Annotated in this window: 14 protein-coding genes; 2 read left to right on the forward strand and 12 right to left on the reverse strand. The window is 72.5% G+C overall.

The window, feature by feature from the left end; genetic code table 11:
* The first annotated feature begins 7 nt into the window (after positions 1–7).
* The gene (locus tag H958_RS42255) at positions 8–1,276 is read left to right on the forward strand and encodes an MFS transporter (protein WP_037412679.1); all 1,269 of its coding nucleotides are present in this window, start codon (positions 8–10) and stop codon (positions 1,274–1,276) included.
* On the opposite strand, the gene H958_RS42260 is transcribed toward H958_RS42255, so the two are convergent.
* The 9 genes from H958_RS42260 to H958_RS42275 form a co-directional block, all read right to left on the reverse strand.
* Complete coding sequence (locus H958_RS42260) at positions 1,251–5,942, reverse strand: carbohydrate binding domain-containing protein (RefSeq protein WP_081686540.1); 4,692 nt, start codon at positions 5,940–5,942, stop codon at positions 1,251–1,253. The two genes, H958_RS42255 and H958_RS42260, sit on opposite strands and share 26 nt — an antisense overlap.
* Positions 5,939–9,160, reverse strand: coding sequence for a glucodextranase DOMON-like domain-containing protein (locus H958_RS0133145; RefSeq protein WP_028061798.1), 3,222 nt, complete (start codon positions 9,158–9,160; stop codon positions 5,939–5,941). Before H958_RS0133145 ends, H958_RS42260 begins: the two co-directional genes overlap by 4 nt.
* A gap of 96 nt (positions 9,161–9,256) precedes the next feature.
* Positions 9,257–10,354, reverse strand: a complete 1,098-nt coding sequence (locus H958_RS0133150) for a PQQ-dependent sugar dehydrogenase (RefSeq protein ID WP_037412682.1) — start codon at positions 10,352–10,354, stop codon at positions 9,257–9,259.
* Positions 10,354–11,259 (reverse strand): DUF190 domain-containing protein, encoded by a 906-nt coding sequence (locus H958_RS42265; RefSeq protein WP_051325167.1) that lies wholly within the window; start codon positions 11,257–11,259, stop codon positions 10,354–10,356. The genes H958_RS0133150 and H958_RS42265 overlap by 1 nt, the downstream gene beginning before the upstream one ends.
* Positions 11,259–11,609 (reverse strand): fluoride efflux transporter CrcB, encoded by a 351-nt coding sequence (gene crcB / locus H958_RS0133160; protein WP_028061800.1) that lies wholly within the window; start codon positions 11,607–11,609, stop codon positions 11,259–11,261. The genes H958_RS42265 and crcB (H958_RS0133160) overlap by 1 nt, the downstream gene beginning before the upstream one ends.
* Complete coding sequence (gene crcB / locus H958_RS0133165; protein ID WP_028061801.1) at positions 11,606–11,989, reverse strand: fluoride efflux transporter CrcB; 384 nt, start codon at positions 11,987–11,989, stop codon at positions 11,606–11,608. The genes crcB (H958_RS0133160) and crcB (H958_RS0133165) overlap by 4 nt, the downstream gene beginning before the upstream one ends.
* A complete protein-coding gene (locus tag H958_RS0133170; protein ID WP_028061802.1) occupies positions 11,989–12,435 on the reverse strand; it encodes a response regulator in 447 nt (148 codons plus the stop codon). The genes crcB (H958_RS0133165) and H958_RS0133170 overlap by 1 nt, the downstream gene beginning before the upstream one ends.
* Complete coding sequence (locus tag H958_RS42270; RefSeq protein ID WP_037412684.1) at positions 12,432–13,925, reverse strand: HAMP domain-containing histidine kinase; 1,494 nt, start codon at positions 13,923–13,925, stop codon at positions 12,432–12,434. Before H958_RS42270 ends, H958_RS0133170 begins: the two co-directional genes overlap by 4 nt.
* Entirely contained in the window at positions 13,922–15,124 is a 1,203-nt protein-coding gene (locus tag H958_RS42275; RefSeq protein ID WP_196807690.1) for a PP2C family protein-serine/threonine phosphatase, read from the reverse strand. The genes H958_RS42270 and H958_RS42275 overlap by 4 nt, the downstream gene beginning before the upstream one ends.
* Before the next feature lie 100 nt (positions 15,125–15,224).
* On the opposite strand from H958_RS42275, the gene H958_RS42280 reads away from it, so the two are divergent.
* Positions 15,225–15,569, forward strand: a complete 345-nt coding sequence (locus tag H958_RS42280; protein ID WP_081686541.1) for an STAS domain-containing protein — start codon at positions 15,225–15,227, stop codon at positions 15,567–15,569.
* Here the strand turns inward: H958_RS42280 and H958_RS42285 are convergent.
* The 3 genes from H958_RS42285 to H958_RS0133200 are packed head-to-tail and all read right to left on the reverse strand — an operon-like array spanning position 15,566 to position 20,584.
* Positions 15,566–18,601: a putative bifunctional diguanylate cyclase/phosphodiesterase gene (locus tag H958_RS42285; protein WP_051325170.1), complete on the reverse strand. Its 3,036-nt coding sequence runs from the start codon at positions 18,599–18,601 to the stop codon at positions 15,566–15,568. The genes H958_RS42280 and H958_RS42285 overlap by 4 nt on opposite strands.
* A 33-nt stretch (positions 18,602–18,634) precedes the next feature.
* Positions 18,635–19,207, reverse strand: a complete 573-nt coding sequence (locus H958_RS0133195) for a pyridoxamine 5'-phosphate oxidase family protein (RefSeq protein WP_028061803.1) — start codon at positions 19,205–19,207, stop codon at positions 18,635–18,637.
* Positions 19,208–19,219: 12 nt separating this feature from the next.
* Positions 19,220–20,584 carry an FAD-binding oxidoreductase gene (locus H958_RS0133200; RefSeq protein WP_037412736.1) on the reverse strand — a complete coding sequence of 455 codons (1,365 nt, stop codon included), beginning with the start codon at positions 20,582–20,584 and terminating at the stop codon, positions 19,220–19,222.
* Positions 20,585–20,632 lie beyond the last annotated feature (48 nt).

Raw genomic sequence — 20,632 nt, forward strand, 5'->3', positions numbered from 1 at the left:
CGCCGCGATGGCGCGGGTCACGGTCGATCTCGGGCTCCTGAGGGAGAACCGCAGCCTGCGCCTGCTGATCCTCGGCGAGCTCTTCTCCGGGCTCGGCGCGCAGGCTGCGCTGGTCGCGATCCCGTTCCAGGTCTACCTGCTCACGCACTCGGCTGCGCTCGTCGGCCTGCTCGGCGTCGTCGAGCTGATCCCGATCGTCGTCGGCTCGCTGCTCGGCGGAGCGGTCGCCGACCGCGTCGACGACCGCCGCCGCCTGATGCTCACCGGCCAGGCGGTCGTGATGCTCTCCGCCGTCGCGCTCGCGGCCGGAGCGATCCACGGCAAGCCCCCGGTCTGGCTGATCTTCATCCTCGCCGCAACGGTCGCGACCGGCTCGACGATCGACAACATCACGCGCTCGGCCGTCCTCCCCGCGCTCGCCGGCAACCGCTTCCGCGCCGCGCTCTCGCTCAGCTACGGGCTGCACCAGACGGCAGCCGTCGTCGGGCCGGGCCTCGGCGGGCTGGTGATCGCCTGGCAGGGCGTCTCCGCCGCCTTCGTCGCGGATGCGATCGGCTTCATCCTGATGATCGTCGTCACGCTCGCGCTGCCGAAGCTGCCGCCCGCGCCCGTCGACGAGGAGCATCCGCCGATCCTGCGCTCGATCGGCGAAGGGCTGCGGTTCGTCCGGGGCAACCAGGCACTGATGGGCTCCTTCGCGATCGACCTCGTCGCGATGACGTTCGGCATGCCGCGCGCGCTGTTCGCCGTGTTGGCCCTGACCGTCTACGACGCGGGAGCGAGCGGCACCGGCCTGCTCTATGCCGCGGTGTCGGCGGGGGCGACCGTCGCCGCGCTCACGACGGGGTGGGTCGAGCACGCCCGCTGGCTCGGCCGGATCGTGATCGGGTGCGTGCTCGCCTGGGGCGCGGCGATCACGGCGGCCGGCCTGATGCCCACGCTGTGGCTCGCGGCGATCTGCCTCGCGATCGCCGGCGGCGCCGACAGCGTCAGCGCCGTGTGCCGCTCGATCATCAACCAGACCATCACGCCGGAGGCGCTGCGCGGCCGCATGTCGGCGACCTTCACGCTCGTGGTCACCAGCGGCCCGCGGCTGGGCGACCTCGAATCCGGCATCGCCGCCTCCCTCACCACCGCCGGCGTGGCGGTGGTGAGCGGCGGGCTCGCCTGCATCGCAGGCGTGTTCGTCGTGATGGCCGCGTTCCCGGCGCTCGCCGCGTTCGACGGGCGCCGGGAGCCGGTCGCGGCCGCTACGGGCTCGTCGTCGACAGCGTGAACGTCAGCGTCGCCGAGTAGCTGCCGGTGCGCAGCCCCTCGGTGGCGCCGATGTGCTGCTTGAAGCCGACGGTCACCGGATCGTTGGTCACCGGCGCGGTCCACGAGGACTTCGACAGCGCCACCTGCAGCGGCGACGCGAGCGAGAACGCGCCGTTGCGCAGGTGGTCGTCGCCGGAGACGCTCAGCGTCGCGTCGGCCGCCGTCGAGATCACGTTCGCCGTGGTCTGCGCCGTGTAGTCCCCGTCCACGCCCGGCTTGAACGCGCCGAACGACGCCGCCGGGCCGAGCGTGAGCGCGAGCGTGGCCGGAACCGTCCCGCCCGCGCCGCCGTCGGCCGACGTCGACGTCAGCGCCACCGCGGCGAGCTTCGCGATCGCGCCCTGCACGTCGCCGGTGTACAGCAGGTGCTCGGCATCGGCCGTCAGCGCCGACGCCGCCGCCGTGATGCCGTCGCGCAGCATCGCCGCCTGGGCGAGGTCACGCGCGACCGACACGACGAGGTCGTTGGCCTCGAAGCCGGCGGCGCCCGCAGAGCGCAGCCGCGCGAGCACGTCCGCGCCGTGCTTGACGGAGCCGCCGGCGTTCCAGTCGTCCGCCGCCAGCACGCCGTCGAGCCCGGTGGCGCCGAGCGACTGCGCCTTCACCAGCCGGGCGCGGGCCGAGTCGGTCCGCAGGCCCCAGCCGTACGGGAACTGCGGGTCATACGACGCGTCGCCGACGTTGATCGGCAGCTGCGCCATCGTCTTGGCCCAGGTCAGGGGCAGCCGGCCCGTGAACGGCTTGTCGCCGAACAGCGTGTCCGCCACGCCTTCGCCCTCCGAGCCCGGCAGCCACGAGGCGACCAGGGCGTTGCCCGCGAGCAGCTTGGCGTCGACCATCGGCCGGCCGGAGACGACCAGCACGGCGCACTTCATCGCGCCGCACACGCGGTCGATCGCCGTCCGGTCCGCCGCCGACAGCGACAGGTCCGCGCGGCCGTTGCCGATGTCGCCCACGCCCTCCGCGTACGGCGTCTCGCCGACGACCACGACGCCCACGTCGTAGCCGCTCGTCGGCGCCGACGCGATCTTGGAGTACGTGATCGACGCGCCGGGCGCGACCTGCTTCATGCCGGCCAGGATCGACGTGGCGCCCTGGACGACGTTGCCCGAGCCGCCCTGCCACGAGATCGTCCAGCCGCCGGACTGGTTGCCCGTGTCGTCGGCGTTGGAGCCGGCGACGTAGACCTTCGCGGTCTTGGACAGCGGCAGTACGCCGTCGTTGGAGAGCAGCACCTGCGACTCCGACGCCGCCTGCCGCGCCGGGGCGCGGTGCGCGTCGGTCCCGAAGTTCGCCCGGTCGGCCGAGTCGGGGAACGGATGCTCGAACAGGCCGAGCCTGAACTTCTCGCGCAGGATCCGCGTCACGGCGTCGTCGATGCGCGACATCGGCACCGAGCTCGAGTTGACCGCGTTGGTCAGCGAGGTCTCGAACTGCTGGTACTCGTACGGGACCATGACCATGTCCATGCCGGCGTTGATGGACGTCGTGACGTCCGAGTCGTAGCCGCCGGGGATCTGGTCGATCGCCTGCCAGTCGGAGATCAGGAAGCCGTCGAAGCCCTGCTGATCCTTCAGCCAGTCGGTCATGAGCGACTTGTTCGCGCTCATCTTGACCGGGTTGCCGAGCCCGTCGTCGGTGTAGTCGACGCTCGAGTACGACGGCATGATCGAGCCGATGTGATGGTCCTTCACGGCCGGGACGTACGGCGCCAGCGCGAGCCGCTGGAAGTCGGCCTGCGAGACCTGGTCGACGCCCTGGTCGAGCTTGTAGGAGCCGGTCGCCGACGAGCCGTAGGCCGTCAGGCCGTCGCCCGCGAAGTGCTTCGCGGTCGCCAGCGTGCCGTTGTCCTGGAAGCCGTCGATGACGTCCTCGTTGGCGGCCACGAGCGCCGGGTCCTCGCCGAAGCTCTCATACGTCCGCCCCCAGCGCTCGTCGCGCCCGACGCAGATGCACGGCGCGAACGCCCACTGGACGCCCGTCGCCTTCATCTCCGCCGCCGAGACGGCGCCCTCCTGACGGCCGAGCGCCGGGTCGTGCGCGGCCCCCATGCCGATGTTGTGGGGGAAGATGGTCGCGCCCAGCACGTTGTTGTGCCCGTGCACCACGTCGGCGCCGTAGATCAGCGGGATCTGCAGGCGCGTCGTCATCGCCGTCGTCTGGAAGCCGTTGATCATGTCCTGCCAGCCGGCGGGCGTGTTCGGCGTCGGCGTCGAGCCGCCGCCGCTCAGGATCGAGCCGAGGTTGTACGTCGCGATGTCGCCCGGCGCGTCGAGCGCCAGCCGCTCCGCCTGCGTCATCTGGCCGACCTTCTCGGCCGTCGTCATGCGCCCGAGCAGGTCCTTGACGCGGTCCTCCACGCTGCGCGAGCTGTCCAGGTACGGCAGCCCGTGCGCGTCGATGACGATCACGGACGGCGTGTCTGCGCCTGCGAGCGTCAGCTTGATGCGCTTGGCCTCCGAGGCGCCGTCCGGGCTCAGCAGCGTGACGGGGAACGTCTTCGTCGTTCCTGACGCGGTGCCCGCCGGGAACGACAGCGTGCCGGACGCCGCCGTGTAGTCGGTGCCGGCCTTGGCCGTGTCGTCGCCGGTCGCGTAGGCGAGGAGCTGGGCATCCGCCAGCGGCTTGCCGTCGACGGTCTTCATCGTCACGCCGACGTTGACGGTGTCGCCCGGCTTGGCCAGGTAGGCCGCCTTGTCGGTGGCGAACGACATGTCCGGCACGCCGGAGTTGACGCCGTAGACCTGCACGTCGTCCCAGTCGAAGGAGCCGTGGTCGGCGGCGGGCGGCGTGACCGCGTAGCCCCACATCTTGTTGAGGTCGAGCACGTGGTTGATGCCGCCGACCGGCTGGTAGTCGGTCCGGTAGGTGAACTTCGAGAACGGGATCGAGACGAGCTTCCAGCCCTGCGAGTCGTCCAGGAACGACGTCGTCCACAGCTCCGACGCGCCCGGCCCGCTGCCGCCGTCCTTGATCTCGAAGCTGATCGTCGCCGGCGACGCCGACGTGCGGCGGCCGTAGAACCAGAACCGGATCCCCTTGAAGGCGCTCCAGTCCTGCGCGTCGGAGAGGTCCTGCTGGAAGCCGCCGTACTGCCCGGACGGTGTGTCGTAGTCGACCTTCAGCGCGTGGTTGTCGGTCACGCCGTCACGCGCCAGCGGCTCGATCGCGAGCGTCGGCGGCGTGTTGTTGCCGTTGAAGACGCCGAAGCCGCGGTCCGCCACCGACGCCGCACCCTCGAGCGTCTCGACGTTGCGGACCTGCTGGTAGACCTGCACGTCGTCGATCAGGTACGAGTTCGTCCCCGTCGTCAGGTTCATCGCGAAGCCCCACATCTTCGTGAGGTCGAGCTTGCCGTCGGTGGGCGCGCCGCCGGGCTGGAAGTCGGTCCGCTTGGCGAACGACGAGAACGGGACGTGGACGAACTTCCACGCCGTCGAGTCGTCGAGCACGTGCGAGTTGAACAGCTCGGCGTGCTCGCCGTCGGCGCCGCCGTCCTTGATCTCGAACTCGAGGTTGTGGCCCGTGCCGGTGCCCTTGAACCAGAACGAGAAGCCGTCGTAGCCGCTCCAGTCCTGCGCCGCCGGCAGGTTGTCGGAGAAGCCGCCGTAGCCGCCCGAGGCGATCGTCGAGACGACCTGCATCGCCTGCGTGCCGGAGCTGCCGGGCCGCGGGCTCGAGCTCGCGGTCAGCTTGGGCGTGTCCGCCGCCTTGTCGGAGAACGTGAAGAGGCCGCTGTTGTTCGGCGCCTGCGGCGCGGCGAGGACGTGCAGCGTCCCCTCGAAGCCGTCGACGGTCGACGTCGCGCCGTCGAACTGCGCCTCGTCGTCGTCGAGGATCGTCACCGTCGCCTTCGTCCGCGGGCCGATCGTGACGTTGGAGTCCGAGAAGCCCACGTCGAAGGTCTCGTTGGGCTCGTCGAGCCCGTCGTCGGTCGATTTGACGGTGATCGTCTTCTCCGTCTCGCCCGGCGCGAACGTGAGCGTGCCCGAGGCCGCCTCATAGTCCTTGCCGGCCGTCGCCGTGCCGTCGGCGGTCGCGTACTTGACCGTCACCGGATCGGTCGCGGCGCGGTTGAGCCGCACCGGGATCGAGACCGTGCCGTCCTTCTCGAGCATCGAGTAGCTCGAGGCGGCGGGCGACACGGCCGTGGCGAGGAACTCGCCGTTGACGGCGATCTCGTAGAGCGAGTAGCCGTACTGCAGGGCGCGCGCGGTACCGGTCAGCTTGACGTAGCGGCCGGTGGCGCTCAGGCCCGGATAGTCGTCCGTGCCGCCGTCGGAGCTGCTCGTCGCGGCCACCTGGGTCCAGGTCGAGCGATCGTCGGAGACCTCGATCTTGTACGCCTTGCCGTAGGAGGCCTCCCACAGCAGCGAGATGTCGCTGATCGACGCGCGCGCGCCGAGGTCCAACTCGAGCGTCTGCGGGTCCGAGAACGCGCTCGACCAGCGCGTCGTCGCATCGCCGTCGATGGCGTTGGAGCCGGGATACTGCGCGCTCTCGGAGGAGCTGGCGGTCGCCACGGCGCCGCGCGCCAGGTTCGTCGGCGGCGCTTGGGCACGCGACAGCGAGGGCACCGCGATCGCGAGCGCGATCGCGGCCGGCACGAACAACTTCCTTGTCATTGGATCACCACGGGCGAGATGGACACGGGCTGGTGCTGCGTGTAGTCGAGCTGCGCCGCATCGCCGATCACGTCCACGGCCTTCGGGACCGTGCCGGGATCGACGGTGCAATGCGCGTCGGCGCTCGGCGCCGGGCAGACGCCGAACTGATAGTCCTGCGGGGTCGGCTGGAAGCCGCGGGCCTGGTCGGAGCTGAACCCGTCCTGGCCCGCCAGCACGACCGCGAACCCCCACCCGGGACCGGGGGTCCCGAGGCTGGCCTTGGTCACGCTGAACGTGATGTAGCGGGAGATGTCGTTGGCGCCGATCGTCACCTGCCCGAGCGTGGCGCCGGAGGCGTCGACGTACTGCTGGCCGAAGCCCTGGACCTCGATGCGCTTGGTCCATGGCGTGGCCAGGACGTAGTTGCGCGTCGGGAACGCCGCGGCCGTCGAGGCCGGCGACGCTCCGGGGGCGCTGACGTAGACGTCGACCAGCTGTGCCCCCAGCGGGCTGCCGAAGGTCGGCGACAGGTCGCGCGTGCGGACGCGGAAGATGATCCGGTCGCCCGCGTCGTAGACCTCGAAGCGCTGCAGGTCATACGCGCCGGCGTGGAAGTCGCCGGCCCTCGGGTACGCGTAGTTGCCGGGACCGTGGTCGTCGCCGTCGGGATCGTCGGCGGCGAACACGAGGGTGCCGGGCGCGAGGTCATAGACGACCGTGCGCACGGCGCGGGCCGTCGCGCCGCCCGGCGCGGTGGCGACGACGTTGAGCACGGTCGTCCCGCCGGTCAGCGGCACGTCGACGCTGAAGCTCCCGGACGTCGCCTTCACGCGGCGCGTGATCGCGGTGTGGTCGTCCTGGTTGACGGCGCCGACGACGACCGTGTTGCCGGGCGCCGTGGTGCCGGTCACGGTCGTGCCGCCGCTCGCCGGCGAGCGGTCGGCGGGCGCGGTGACGGTCAGCGCCGTCTGCTTCTGGCTGTGCTTGACGTAGCGGTCGGTCGTGTAGTCCGGCCGGTCGAGGACCTTGCCGGCCGAGACGTCGAGCATCAGCCGCACGAACTGGCCGGCCGACCACGTCAGCGCGGCCGCCGAGCCGGCGGGCTTGCCGTTCTCGAAGCCGATCGAGGCGGTCGTCGGGTCGGTGCCGAACAGCGAGCGCGCGATGTCGGGGGCGTCCCACGCCTGCTCGGGGATCAGGCCCACACCCGAGGCCATCGCGCGCATCGCCTGCAGCCGCTTCACGGCGGCGGCGGTGTCGCCGTTGTCGAGCTCCCACTGGCCGCGCTCGCCCGCCAGCACCGGCCAGACGTGGCCCGTGCCTTGGTTGGACGGCGCCCACGGGTGGCCGTCGGCGCTGCCGTCGCCGTAGCCGTCGCCGTTGTAGCGCAGGAAGCCGTCGCCGCTGTCGGTCGTCTTCTTGATCGTCGCGTCCACGACCGCGAGCGAGCGGACGATGTCGGCGTCGTCCTTCGGCAGCAGCCCGAGCCGCGCGAACTCCAGGAAGCCCTGGTCGATGACCTCGCGCTGGTCGAGCGTCGGGCCGCCGTTGCCGACGTTGTAGGTGATCGCGGCGTTCGGGTCGCCGGTCTTGGAGAGGCGGATGAAGTACGGGTCCGGGCTCTTGGGGCCGTTCGTCGTGAGCGTCCAGGCCTTCAGGTTGCGCTGGAACTCGTCGGCGACGCCGCGCCAGAGCGCCGCGGAGTCGGCATCGCCGTTGATGTCGGCGATCCGCGCGGCCGCCAGCAGGCCCGCGATCTCGGCCGAGATCGTCGACGGCGAGTAGCCGCTCTGCTCCTCCCAGCGCTCCGGCCCGAACGCCGGGCCGTGCGTGGCGACGAAGTTCGCCGCGGGCTTGATGTGGTCGGCGTAGTAGCTCTTGGACGTCAGCCCGACGGCGAGCGCCATCACGAGCGGGTAGGCGCACTCGTCGAGCTGCGTGTTGAAGGAGTCCGGCGCCGGCTTGCCGTTGGTGAGGCTGTTGCGCGGCATCGAGCCGTCCGGCAGTTGCTGGCGCTCGAACAGGAATCGCGTCATGTCACGCGCGGTCGCGCGGTCGCCCGCGTAGAAGGCGGCGGTCCACGCCTCATAGAGGTCGCGCGCGAACACCTCGCGGTAGGAGCCGAAGTACGTGTTGGCGGGGTCGCCGGCGGAGATCGCCTGGCCCCACGGCGACGCCCACGCGGCGGCGGTCGCGCCAGGGAAGGTCTTGTCCTCGGCGCCCTTGACGTAGTCGGCGCTGAGGTAGTACTCGTCGAGCAGCGCGTCCCAGTCGCGCGGCGAGATCCCGTGCGGGCGATCGGGCCGCTGAAGGCGCGCGTTGTACGCGTGCCAGCCGCGGTCGTAGCCGGCCTGCGTGAGCCACTGCGGCTCACGCAGCGAGCCGCGCGTGGCGCTCAGCGCGGCGTCCTGGGTCGAGCCGAAGCCGAGCGCGACGGTGAACGCGCCGTCGCGGCCGAGGTCGACCTGCCCGGTCTGCACGAGATTGCCCTTGCTCGCGTCGGCGTAGGTGCTCGTGAGCGCGTGCGACGCTTTGAGCTGGGTGAGCCCGTCGCTGGGCGAGCCGGCGAAGCCGTTGGAGACCTGGGTGAAGCCGGCGTCGAGCGCCGAGAAGACCGGCTGGGCGTAGTCGCGATTGGCCGCGTTGGTGGCGGTGACCGTGTCCGAGCCGACGAGCACGTGGCCGGCGACGGTGCCGCTGTCGGCGCCCCCATTGCCGTCGCCGCCGCCCCCGTTGCCGTTCAGCGTCGGGTCGAAGCGGACGTAGAGCTTGTAGTCGCGCGTCGTGCCGCGCAGCGCCTCGAACTTCGAGCGCAGCAGCACCGTCGGACGGTCGGGATCGGTCAGGTAGTCGGTGACGATCCGGTAGCGGCCGCTCTTGGCGGTCGCGGTGACGCGACAGGACAGCGAGCGGTCGTCGGGCTGGGAGACCGTGTAGGTCATGTCCCGCGTCTGCAGGTCGGTGAACGACGTGCCGTCGGTCACGACGTACTGCAGCGTCTCGTTGTTCGTCGTGTCGTTGGTCGGGTAGTAGACGTCGCTGAGGACGCCGTCGGCGACCGTGAACCAGACCTTGGAGCGCGTGTTCTGCGCCGTCCCGACGCAGTCCTTGCGGGCCAGGTCGAAGTGCGAGAGCGCTCCGGGACCGCCCGGCGCGGTCTGCGCGAGCGCGCTCGGGACCCAACACGTGAGCGCGGCTGCCGCGATCGCGGCGCCCGCAAGCAGACGACCCTTCATCCCTCTCTCCTCTCCCCCTTGCTACTGGCGACGCGACGCTACCAGGACGGGAGAAAGTACGCCAGTTTGTGAGTGCGTTTTGACGAAGCTCGTTCGTTATGAGGAGACGCGAAGGGCGATGATGCGATCGTCGCCGGGACGCGGCGAGCCGCGGCCGTCCCGATTCGAGGTCGCCACCCAGAGCGTTCCGTCAGGCGCCGCGACCACGGTGCGGATGCGTCCGTAGCGCCCCGCGAGCAGCTTCGTGGGCTTCCCGACGCCCGTGCCGTGCAGTGGGATCCGCCAGACGCACTGGCCTTGGAGCGCCCCGACGTAGAGCGTCGAGCCGACGATCGCGGCACCGCTCGGGGAGGCCTGCGACGTCGGCCAGGTGACGAGCGGGTTGGTGAACGTGGCGCCCTGCGTGCTCCCCTTGCCCTCGACGACGGGCCAGCCGTAGTTGCGGCCCTTGCGGATCAGGTTGACCTCGTCGAACGTGTTCTGGCCGAACTCGCTCGCCCACAGCCGTCCCGAGCGGTCCCAGGCGAGGCCCTGGACGTTGCGGTGGCCCCAGCTCCAGACGAGCGAGCCGGGGAACGGGTTGCCGGGCGGGACGCTGCCGTCCGGGTTCATGCGCAGGATCTTGCCGTTCAGAGCGCCGCGGTCCTGGGCGAGCGCGCTGTCGCCGGTCTCCCCCACGCCCGCGTAGAGCTTGCCGTCGGGCCCGAAGGCGATCCTGCCCCCGTTGTGGATCGCGCCGAACTTCAGGCCCGTGAGGATCGGGTCCAGGCTGCCGCCGAGCTTGAAGCGGGCGATCCGGTTGTCCGAGCTTGTCGTGAAGTACGCGTAGACGAGCTTGTCGGTCGCGTAGGCGGGCGAGACGGCGAGGCCGAGCAGGCCGCCCTCGCCGGCGTTGACGTTCACGCCCGGGACGCGCATCGCGAGCCGCGGCTTGCCGCCGCCCTTGGGGATCCGCAGGATCTTCCCGGTCGTGCGCTCGGCCACGAGGGCGTCCCCATCCGGCAGGAACGCGATGCCCCACGGCACGTGCAGGCCGGTGGCGATCGTGCGCCGCGCGGGGGCGCGCGCGGACGTCGCCGCCGGGGTCGCGTCGGCGCTCGCGTGCGGCGATGGCGTGGCCGTCGCCGCCGGAGAGCTCGACCCGCCGCACGCGGCCAGCACCACGGCGAGCGTGAGCAGGAGGCTTCGGCGCATCACCCCAGGATGACCGGAACGGTCTCGCTCGTCACCAGTCCCCGCCGCCGTGTCAGTTCGCTCACGATCGCAAACGACCGCTCAACATGCTCGGGCGTGTCGACGATCACCGTCACGGCCGGCACGCCGCGCCGCAGCTGCAGGATGCGGTCGCCGTGCGGCTCGTGGTCGCCGTGGAAGCCGAACGCGCCGCGCAGCGTCGTCGCGCCGGCGGTCTGCGCGCCGCGCAGGCGCCGCACGAGCTCGTCGTGGGCGGCATGGTCGGAGCTGTGCAGCATCAGCTTGTGCCACTCGCCCGCGCGCGGCTCGGGCTCGGCGAGCGCGACGCCGTCGCGCCGGCACACGCGGATCCGCTCGAGCGTGATCGGCGCGTCCGGGAGCGACTCCAGCGCGCGCGCCACCGCGGCGCCCGCGCCGACCGCGATCACCATCACCGGCACGCCGCCGTTGGGGCCGAAGAAGCCCGCGCGACGGCGCTCGCCGTCCACCGTGCCGTCGACGCCGAGGAGCGCCGTGGCGCCGTCCAGCCCGCAGTCGCGCAGCCGCACGCACAGCTCGCGGTAGCCCTCGCCGCGGCCCAGGTAGACGGTCAGCTTGGCCGGCTCCCGCGGCCGCGCCAGCGCCCGCTCCAGCGTGACCAGGCCGCTCTGCTGCAGCGCGCGCACCTCGGTGGCCAGCGCGTCGATGCGCTCCGGCGCGTCGATCGCGACGGAGACGAGCGGGAGGTCCTCCGACGGCGTCAGCAGGTCGGCGCTGCGCAGCCGGTGGCGCGCGCCGAAGCCCGCGGAGCCGCGCAGCAGCACGCTCGCCTTCACGCCGTGGCGCCCGTACAGGTCCAGCAGCGCGTCCGAGAGCAGGCGCCCGCCGGCGCGCTCGCGCTCGCCGAAGTAGGTCGTCAGCTTCATCACAGCGCGCCGCCGATCGCCCGCCCGAGCGCGGCGGTGGCGAGGCCGAGCGCGGCGCTGAGGACGAGGTTGAGGATTGCGGCGCGCGAGCGCCCCTCCTCAGCCGCGCGCTGGGACTCGAACATCCACGTCGAGAACGTCGTGTACGCGCCGAGCGCCGCCGTGCCGGCGAGCAGGTAGGCGTCGCCGGTGACGTCGGCGCCGGCGAGCAGCCCGAGCAGGAACGCGCCCGAGAGGTTCACGGCGAGCGTGCCGTTCGGGAACGCGCCCGACGCGATCGCGCCGTCGAGCAGGAAGCGCGCGCAGGCGCCGGCACCGCCGAGCAGCGCGACCCCGATCCAGACGATCATCGCCGGACCAGCCCCGTGGCCACCTGCACGCCGAGGTAGCCGAACAGCACCGACACGCCGAGGTAGGCGGCCGCGGCGCCGTAGCGATCGGCGTCGAGCAGGTCCAGCAGCTCCAGTTGCAGCGTCGAGAACGTCGTCAGCGCGCCGCAGAAGCCGGTCCCGAGCAACGGGCGGCGATAGGGCGAGGGCGGCAGCCGCTCCTGCAGGCGCGTGGCGAAGACGCCGAGCGCGAACGCCCCGGCGACGTTGATCAGCAGCGTCGTCCACGGCCACGCGCCGGGATCCGCTCCGAACGCCCGCTCGAGGCCGGCGCGCGCGAGCGCTCCGACGCAGCCGCCGGCGAAGATCGCCGCCAGCTCCCGCGGGTCGGGCCTCGGCATCAGCCGCCGGGCGGCGCGATGTGCCCCGGGAGCTTGACGACGGTGACGAAGAACTCGTCGATCTGGCGCACGACCTCGATGAAGCGGCTGAAGTCCACCGGCTTGGTCACGTAGGCGTTCGCGTGCAGGTCGTAGCTGCGCAGGATGTCCTCCTCCGCCTTGGACGTCGTCAGCACGACCACGGGGATCGACCGCAGCGCGGTGTCTGACTTGACCTCTGCGAGCACCTCCCGGCCGTCCTTGCGGGGCAGGTTGAGGTCGAGCAGGATCAGGTCCGGGCGCACCTGGGAGGTGCGCAGGAAGTCCATCGCCTCGACGCCGTCGCCGACCACGTGCAGCGTGTTGCGGACCTTGTTGTGCTCGAACGCCTCCTGGATGAGCACCACGTCTCCCGGGTCGTCCTCGACGAGCAGGACGGTGATCGGCTGTGTGTCTGGCGACGTCATGGGTCCTCCGGTCGGGCGCGCAGAGTGAAGCAGAACGCGGAGCCGGACCGGTGCTCGGCGTCCAGCCACATGCGCCCGCCGTGGTACTCGACGATCTTCCGGCACATCGCGAGTCCGATGCCGGTGCCCTCGTAGGTCGCGCGCGAGTGCAGCCGCTGGAAGATCACGAAGATGCGGTCGGCGTACTCGGGATCGATGCCGATCCCGTTGTCCTCGCAGCGGAACGCCCACCATTCGCCGTCGCGCGTCGCGCCGACGCGCACCTCGGGCGGCGCCTCGCCGCGGAACTTGATCGCGTTGCCGATGAGGTTCTGGAACACGATCCGCAGCAGGCCGGCATCGCCGTGCACGGTCGGCAGCGGACCCGCCTCGATCGTCGCGCCGCTCTCCTCGATCGCCGTGGCGAGGTCGGCCCGCACGCGCTCGACCAGCTCCTTGCAGTCGACGTCGCCGTGCGGCTGCTCGAGCCGCCCGACGCGCGAGAACGCCAGCAGGTCGTTGATCAGCGTCTGCATCCGCCGCGCGCCGTCCACGGCGAAGGCGATGTACTGGTCCGCCCGCTCGTCCAGGCGGCCGCCGTAGCGCTGCTGCAGCAGCTGCGAGAAGCTCGCGACCTTGCGCAGCGGCTCCTGGAGGTCGTGCGAGGCGACGTAGGCGAACTGCTCGAGCTCCTGGTTGGAGCGCTGCAGGTCCTGCTCGACGACGCGCAGCGCGTCCAGCTCCGCGACGATCCGCCCGCGCATGGCGTCGACGTCCTGGCCGAGCTCGACGACCTCGCGCGCTCCGGAGCCGGCGACCGGCTCGGAGAAGCTGCCGGAGGCGACGCCGCGCACGCGCGCGGCGAGCCGCAGCAGCGGCTGGACCAGCACGTTGCGCAGGATCAGCGCGGCGGCGATCACGGTCAGCAGGATCACGATGCCGGTGCCGATCACCCAGCGCTGGACCGTCGCCGCGCTGTCGTCGAGCCGCGCGCGCGCCGCCAGCCGCGCGGAGTCGAGCGGTGTGGTGAAGGCCGTGAACGCGACGCGGAAGGCGTCGAAGCGGCGCTTGCCCGCCGCGATCGACTCGGGCCGGCGCGCGAGCACCGCCCCGGCGGCGAGCTGCCGCTTGGCCGGCTCCGCGTACCGCGTCTGCCAGTCGCGGGCGCGCGCGAGGACCTCCTCGAGCCGCCCGCGCAGCGGGCGCAGCGCCTCGCTTCCGGCCAGCGCCCGCAGCCGCCGCGCCGCGTCCGCCGCCTCGGCGCGGCCGCGGTCGTACGGAGCGAGGAACTGCGGCTGCGCGGCGAGCGCGTAGCCGCGGATGCCCGTCTCCTGATCGACCACCGCGCCCTTGAGGTCGGCCGCCGCGATCGCGCCCGGGTCCAGCCTGTCGGCGAGCTGGACGCGCGCGTTCGCGAGCCGCCCGAGCGCCACCACGCTCGCGATCGTGCCGACCACGGCGACAATCACCAGCAGGCCCACGCTGAGCGCGAACCACTGGCCTGCCCTCACCGGCGCTGCACCACGAACGCGGCGACGTCGTCCAGCAGCGGGCCGCCGTTGAGCTCCTCGGCGCCCTCGACGAGCGCCGCCGCGAGCGCCGCCGGATCCTCCGCGCCTGTCTCCAGCGCGCCGCGCACCATGGCACTCAGCCCCTCGTCGCCGAGCCGTTCCGGACCGACGCCGGTGCGGCCCTCGATCAGCCCGTCGGTGTAGAGCAGGAGCGACCAGCGCTCGGGCAGTGGATGCTCGCGCACGCGCCACGTGGAGTCCTCGACGACGCCGAGCGGCGGGTCGGCGGGCGTCCCGTCGAGGGAGCGGACCCCGTCCTCGCAGACGAGCAGGGGTGCCGGGTGGCCTGCGAGCCGGACCGAAAGCTTCGAGCGGTCCGGCGCGACGGTCGCCATGCAGAGCGTCGTGAAGACCCACGGCGAGTGGCGCTCGTAGTCGTGGACGACCTGCAGCGTCTCCAGCAGGTCGGCCGGGTCGCGCCCGCCGAGCACGAGCGTGCGCCAGGCGATGCGCAGGCAGACGCCGAGCGCCGCCTCGTCCGGGCCGTGGCCGGACACGTCGCCGATCACCGCGTGCACGGCGCCCGAGGAGTCCTGCACGGCGTCGTAGAAGTCGCCGCCCAGCAGCGCCCGCCGGCGGCCGGGACGGTAGAGCGCCGACAGCAGCAGCTGCGGGTCGGTGACCAGCGGCGCCGGCAGCAGCCCGCGCTCCAGGCGCGCGTTCTCGTCCGCCTGCACGCGCGCGACCTCGAGCTGCTGGCGCGCCTCGTCGGCGCGCCGGCGCTCGACGGCGTAGCGCACCGCCCGCAGCAGCCCGGAGCCGTCGACCTGGCCCTTGACGAGGTAGTCCTGCGCGCCGGCGCCCACCGCCTCGGTCCCGCGCAGCTCGTCGTCGAGCCCGGTCAGGACGAGCACGGCGACGTCGGGTGACGCCTGCTTGAGGCGGTGCAGCGCGGTCAGGCCCTGCGCGTCGGGCAAATCGAGGTCCAGCAGCACGCAGTCGACGTTCTCGAGCACCGCGCCGAGCGCGCCCGCCAGCGTCTCGGCGCGCACGATGTCCACCCAGGCGCCGGTGATCGCAAGGAGCTCCTGGACGAGCAGCGCGTCCCCGTCGTCGTCCTCGACCAGGATGATCCGCAACGGCGACGACGAGGCTCCGGCGGCGAGGGGAGCGGTGTTGGCGGTGTCAGGCGTACTCAAGGGTCGGGCAACCCTACCCCCGCGCCTCCGGGCGCAATCCGCGGTTTAGCCGCCGCCCCGGTGGGTAGGGTGCAGGACGCCGGCAGGGGCAGATTGCCGCATGCCTCCCATCCCTCCATTCACGATCGACCGAGTCGGCCAGCCCGGCGGACCGATCATGCTCGTCCTGTCAGGCGACCTCGACGTCCTGAGCGCCCCGATCCTGCGGGCGCGATTGCTGGATCTGCTGGCGCTGCGGCTCCCGCTCACGCTCGAGCTGCGCGGGCTGGACTTCATGGACTCCAGCGGGCTCGCGGCGCTGCTGGAGCTGCGCTCGCGCGCCCGCCAGGTCGGCTGGAGCGTGACGATCCGCGGCGCCCGTGGCCGCGTGCGCGAGCTGCTGGAGCGGACCGGGACGCTCGCGCTCGTCGAGGCGCCGGGCGGCGACCTCGATCACGCGAGCTAGCGCGCCGGTACGCCGCCGCGCAGCAGCGCGATCGTGCTCGCGGCGTCCATCGGGCGCGCGAAGAAGAAGCCCTGGCCGAGGTCGCAGCCGAGCTCGCGCAGGCGCTCCCACTGGCCCGCGTGCTCGACGCCCTCGGCGACGACGGTCAGGTCGAGCGTCGAGCCGAGCGCGACGACGGCGGTCGCGAGCCCGGAGGCCTGCGGCGACGCGCCGGCGCGCAGGAACGAGCGGTCCATCTTGAGGATGTCGACCGGCAGCCGGCTCAGGTAGCTCAGCGACGAGTAGCCGGTGCCGAAGTCGTCCATCGCGAGCCGCAGCCCGAGCGCCTTGAGCTCGTAGAGGCGCTCCACGACCATGTCGGGGTCGGTCATCATCACCGACTCGGTGATCTCGAGCGTCAGGCGCGCCGGATCGAGGCCCGAGTCCTTCAGCGCCGCCTGCACGTCCTGCACGATCCCCGCATCCTGCAGCTGCTTGACGGAGAGGTTGATCGCCATCGTCAGCGGCGCGCCGGCCTCGGCCTGGATCTGGACCGCACGGCGGCAGCCCTCGCGCAGCACCCAGCGGCCGATCTCGACGATCAGCCCCATCTCCTCGGCGAGCGGGATGAAGAGGTCCGGGCCGACCATGCCGCGGCGCGGGTGGTTCCAGCGCAGCAGCGCCTCGAGCCCTGAGACCTCGCCGTCGGCCAGCCGCACGACCGGCTGGTAGTAGAGCTCGAGCTGCTCGGCGGCGACGGCCTGCTGGAGGTCCGAGCGCAGCTCCAGGCGCGCGAGCACGCCCTCGTGCATGTCGGGCTCGAACAGCCGGTAGCCGCCGCGGCCGTCGCGCTTGGCGATGTGCATCGCGGCGTCGGCATCGCGCAGCAGCTCGTCGGCGTCGCCGCCCTCGGCGACGGAGATGCCCAGGCTCGCGCGCACCAGGATCTCCTTGCCGTCGATCGCCAGCGGCTCGGCGAGCGCGGCCAGCAGGCGCTCGGCGCCGTCGGCGGCCTCCTGCGCACCTGCCACGTCCTCCAGCAGGACCGCGAACTCGTCGCCGCCGAAGCGCGCCGCGGTGTCGCTCGCGCGGACGGTCGTGGCGAGCCGCTTGGCGACCTCGGTCAGCACGGCGTCACCGGCCGCATGGCCGAGGCCGTCGTTGATGGTCTTGAAGTCGTCGAGGTCGATCGAGAGCACCGCCAGCGCGCCGTGCTCGCGTCGCGCGCGGGCGACGGCGTGGCGCACCCGCTCGCCGAACAGCGCGCGGTTGGCGAGCCCGGTGAGCGGATCGTGGAACGCCTGGTGCTCGAGCTGGCGCTCGAACGCGCGCCGCTCGGACACGTCGCGGCCGTTGAGCACGACGCCGCGGACGCGCTCGTCCTCGAGCAGGTTGGTGAGCTGGACCTCGAACTCGTGCGGCGTGCCGTCGCGGTGGGTGAGCACGGTCTCGACGATCGCGGTCTCACCGGGGCGGGCGCTGTCGAGCAGCCGCGTCCCCGCGGGCAGGAGCCGCTCGACCGTCGTCTCGGCCGGCGCGTATCCCAGCACTCGCTCGATCGAGGGGCTCTGGTAGATGACGTCGCCGTCCGCGCCGAGCACCGCGATCAGGTCGCTGGAGTGCTGGACCAGCGCGCTCAGACGGCCCTCGCCGGCCCGCCGGTGGATCTCCTCGGTCAGCGCCGCGCTCTCCAGCGCAAGGCCGATCTGAGCCCCCAGGCCGTGCAGCGCGCGCCGCACCGGCGGCTGCTCGACCGCCGTGCCGGCGACGATCAGGAACGACTCGAGCTCGTCGCGCATGCCGAGCGAGCGCACGAGCGCGCGCCGGCGCCCCTCGGGCAGGCGCAGCGCCAGGCAGGTCGCCTCGCCGAGCGCGACGGCGTCCTGCTGCGCCGCCGCGCGCAACTCCGCGAGCACCGCGGCCGCGAGCGACCAGCGCGTTCCGGCGTTGTAGGCCACGCCGCCGCCGGCGCCGCCGCGGGCGAGCAGCGTGCTCGCGTCCTCGCCGGCGAGACGGCGCGCCGCCTCCTCCCCGGCCATGCCGATCTCCTGCCGCGTGGTGGCGGCCACCAGCGCCGAGCCGGCGCCGCCGAGCGTGCGCTCGCGGTCGGCCGAGCGCTGCTGCTGCAGCACCAGGCCGCTCATGCGGGCGACGACGAAGCCGAACAGCACGACCGACGCGAAGATCACGACGACGAGGTCGGGGTTGCCGCCGCCGAGCTCATAGCCGAGCTCGAGCACCGGCGCGATCAGCGTCGCCGCGGTCAGCAGCGCCAGCCTGAGCGAGGTGAGGCGCGACTCGTGCCCCGTCACCGGCTCCTGCAGCCCGCGCATCGAGGGATGCAGCGCCGCCGCGCCGAACAGCAGGTAGAAGGCGACCCAGCCGACGTCGTAGACGGGCTGGTGGTCGTAGGTGCCGTGGAGGATCGCGATGCCGTAGAGGAAGTCGGTGACCAGCAGCGCGACGATGCTCGCCGCGAGCAGGTAGAAGGCGGCCTGGCGGCGCCCGGCGTCGACGGCGAGGCGGATCGCGGCGGCCAGCAGCAGCACGTCGCCGAACGGATAGGCGACCGACGTCGCCTTCGCGACGAGCCCGAGCGAATCGTCGCGCAGGTAGGGGGCGATCAGCGCGACCCACGACAGCAGCGACAGGCCGAGCGTCATGATCACCGAGTCGATCACGCCGGCGCGGTCGGACTCCGGGTTGCGGCGTCGGACGAGCGCCACCAGGCCGGCCATCAGGACCGGGTAGACGCCGATGTAGGCGGCGTCGCCGAGCGACGGGAACGGGACCTCGCGGCCGAGCAGCTTCGGGTAGCTGTACGTGTAGAGATCCCCGAGCCAGAACAGCGCCATGCCGGCGGCGAAGCACCACCACGGCGCGCGGGTGGCCGGCCGGTGGATGCGGACGCCGGCGAGGATCGCGACCACCGGGGCCAGCCCGAGCAGGTTGAACAGCGGGCCGCTCCCCGCGAGCCCCGGCGCCCAGACGTACGCGGCGGTGAGGATCGCGCCGACCAGCAGGAAGGAGGACCAAGGGGCCGGGCGACGCATTAGCCGGGAGGATCGTCCCGGCGGGCGCGATCTTTAGGGAAGCTCGACCGCTGGGAGTCCGTCGATCGAGCGCAGGTTGTGCTCAGTCTGGTACTCGACGAAGGCCCCCGGACCGTGCGCGCGCAGCCGCTTGCCGCTCGAGAGGTCCGAATGCGGGCGCTCGCCCTCGTAGCGCAGCAGCGGCACGCCGTACCCGCACGAGTCGGCCACGCGCGTGACGTCGACGCGGATGATCGCCCGCTCGGACTCGGGGTGCTCGGGCCGGTGGAAGCCGTCCAGCAGTCCCGCGAAGCGCGTGTCGGCGGGGTAGACGATCTCGCCGCGGCCGTGCAGGCGGACGATCCGCGGCGGCCCGTCGAACGCGCACAGCATCACGACGATGCGGCCGTTCTCGCGCAGGTGCGCGATCGTCTCGGCGCCTGAGCCGACGATGTCCAGATAGGCGACGGTGTGCTCGTCGAGCACCCGCAGCGAGCGCATCGGACCCTTCGGGGAGACGTTGACGTGACCTCCGTCGCCGGACGGGGCGGTCCCGACGAAGAACATCGACTGAGCGGCGATCCAGCTCGCCAGGCGCTCGTCGATGCCGTCGTAGATCCGCCCCATCGGTGTTCCAGGCTACAGCGCGTGGTTCGCGTGGATCACGTTGCCGGGGTCGACGCGCGCCTTGACCGCCTGCAGCCGGCGGTACGTGAACGCGCCGTAGGAGGCCGAGGTGTCGACCGCGTGCTCGGCGAAGTTCAGATACTGGCCGGCGCCGCTCCACGGCTCCAGCGCGTCCTTCAGCCGCGCGGCGTGCCCGAGGATTGCGGCCTCGACGTCGGCGTCGATCGCCAGGCCGCCCATGAACAGGACGAACTGCGCGTCGAGCTTGGCCAGCGCTCCGTGGCCGGGCGTCACACGCCCGAGTGCGCCACCCACCTGACGCAGCTCGACCATCAGCAGCGGCGAGTCGGACCCGGGTCCGGCGAGCTCGACCAGCGCCTCGATCGCCGCCGGCGGGAGCTCCTCGACGAGCGCGCTGTCGCTCGTGAACGGCATCGGCTCCTCGGGGTCCTGGTGCAGCCGGACGAGCGACGGCGCGGGGACCATGGCGAACGTGTCGAGCTCGGGCTCCAGCGCGCGCAGCGGCGCGAGGATCGCCTCGGCCTCGTCGCCCTGGACGGCGCCGTCGATCATCACCAGCCGGCGGCCGCGGATGATCTCCGGGAGCTCGGGCAGCGGCGGCAGCTGCATGATCCGGAACGAGGTCGTGACCTCGTCGGGCGCGTCGACGGCCCACCGCGACCACGCCGTCAGCACGCGCTCGGCCTCGGTCCAGTCCCACATCATGAAGCCGGCGTAGATCTCGGCGATCGGGAAGAGCTTGAACTCGACCGCCGTGACGATGCCGAAGTTGCCTCCGCCGCCGCGCAGCGCCCAGAACAGCTCCGGGTCGTTCTCGCGGTCGGTGCGGACGAGCGTGGCGTCGGCCGTCACGAGCTCGATCGCGGTCAGGTTGTTCGTCTGGAAGCCGTGCGAGCGCGCCAGCCAGCCCATCCCGCCGCCGAGCGAGTAACCGACGACGCCGACGTCGGGCGCGGAGCCGTGCAGGGCCAGCAGTCCGTGCGGCGCCGCCGCATCGACGACGTCCTCCCACAGGACGCCGGCCTCGGCGCGGGCGATCCGGCGCTCGGGGTCGATCGTCACGCCGTGCATGCCCGAGGTCTTGAGCAGGATCGTGTGCTCCAGCCCGCCCAGCGGGCCGGCGTTGTGGCCGGTCGCCTGGGGGGCGACCCGGAGGCCACGCTCGCGGGCGAAGCGGACGACCGCGGCGACCTCCTGCGCGTTACAGGGGTAGGCGACCGCGGCCGGACGCTGGTCGACGGCGAGGTTGAACGCCTGCCGCGCCGCGTCGTAGCCGTCGTCGGAGGGGAGCGCGACGGCGCCGCCGCAGAGCGCGCGCAGGTCGCCGAGGTCGCGTGCCGGATCGATGATCGTCATGCCGATCACCGTCCCCCACCGGCATTGCCGAGTCCTTGCCGAACCCTT

This window comes from Candidatus Solirubrobacter pratensis (assembly GCF_000425945.1).
In the GTDB taxonomy this organism is placed as follows: Bacteria; Actinomycetota; Thermoleophilia; order Solirubrobacterales; family Solirubrobacteraceae; genus Solirubrobacter; species Solirubrobacter pratensis.

What these genes read in the sequence shown, in the direction of transcription:
- H958_RS42280 (WP_081686541.1), top strand. Translation starts at nt 15,225, where the DNA reads ATGCCTCCCATCCCTCCATTCACGATCGACCGAGTCGGCCAGCCCGGC.
- H958_RS42260 (WP_081686540.1), bottom strand. Translation starts at nt 5,942, where the DNA reads ATGACAAGGAAGTTGTTCGTGCCGGCCGCGATCGCGCTCGCGATCGCG.
- H958_RS0133170 (WP_028061802.1), bottom strand. Translation starts at nt 12,435, where the DNA reads ATGACGTCGCCAGACACACAGCCGATCACCGTCCTGCTCGTCGAGGAC.
- H958_RS42255 (WP_037412679.1), top strand. Translation starts at nt 8, where the DNA reads ATGGCGCGGGTCACGGTCGATCTCGGGCTCCTGAGGGAGAACCGCAGC.
- H958_RS42285 (WP_051325170.1), bottom strand. Translation starts at nt 18,601, where the DNA reads ATGCGTCGCCCGGCCCCTTGGTCCTCCTTCCTGCTGGTCGGCGCGATC.
- H958_RS0133200 (WP_037412736.1), bottom strand. Translation starts at nt 20,584, where the DNA reads ATGACGATCATCGATCCGGCACGCGACCTCGGCGACCTGCGCGCGCTC.
- H958_RS42265 (WP_051325167.1), bottom strand. Translation starts at nt 11,259, where the DNA reads ATGAAGCTGACGACCTACTTCGGCGAGCGCGAGCGCGCCGGCGGGCGC.
- H958_RS0133195 (WP_028061803.1), bottom strand. Translation starts at nt 19,207, where the DNA reads ATGGGGCGGATCTACGACGGCATCGACGAGCGCCTGGCGAGCTGGATC.
- H958_RS0133150 (WP_037412682.1), bottom strand. Translation starts at nt 10,354, where the DNA reads ATGCGCCGAAGCCTCCTGCTCACGCTCGCCGTGGTGCTGGCCGCGTGC.
- crcB (WP_028061801.1), bottom strand. Translation starts at nt 11,989, where the DNA reads ATGCCGAGGCCCGACCCGCGGGAGCTGGCGGCGATCTTCGCCGGCGGC.
- crcB (WP_028061800.1), bottom strand. Translation starts at nt 11,609, where the DNA reads ATGATCGTCTGGATCGGGGTCGCGCTGCTCGGCGGTGCCGGCGCCTGC.
- H958_RS0133145 (WP_028061798.1), bottom strand. Translation starts at nt 9,160, where the DNA reads ATGAAGGGTCGTCTGCTTGCGGGCGCCGCGATCGCGGCAGCCGCGCTC.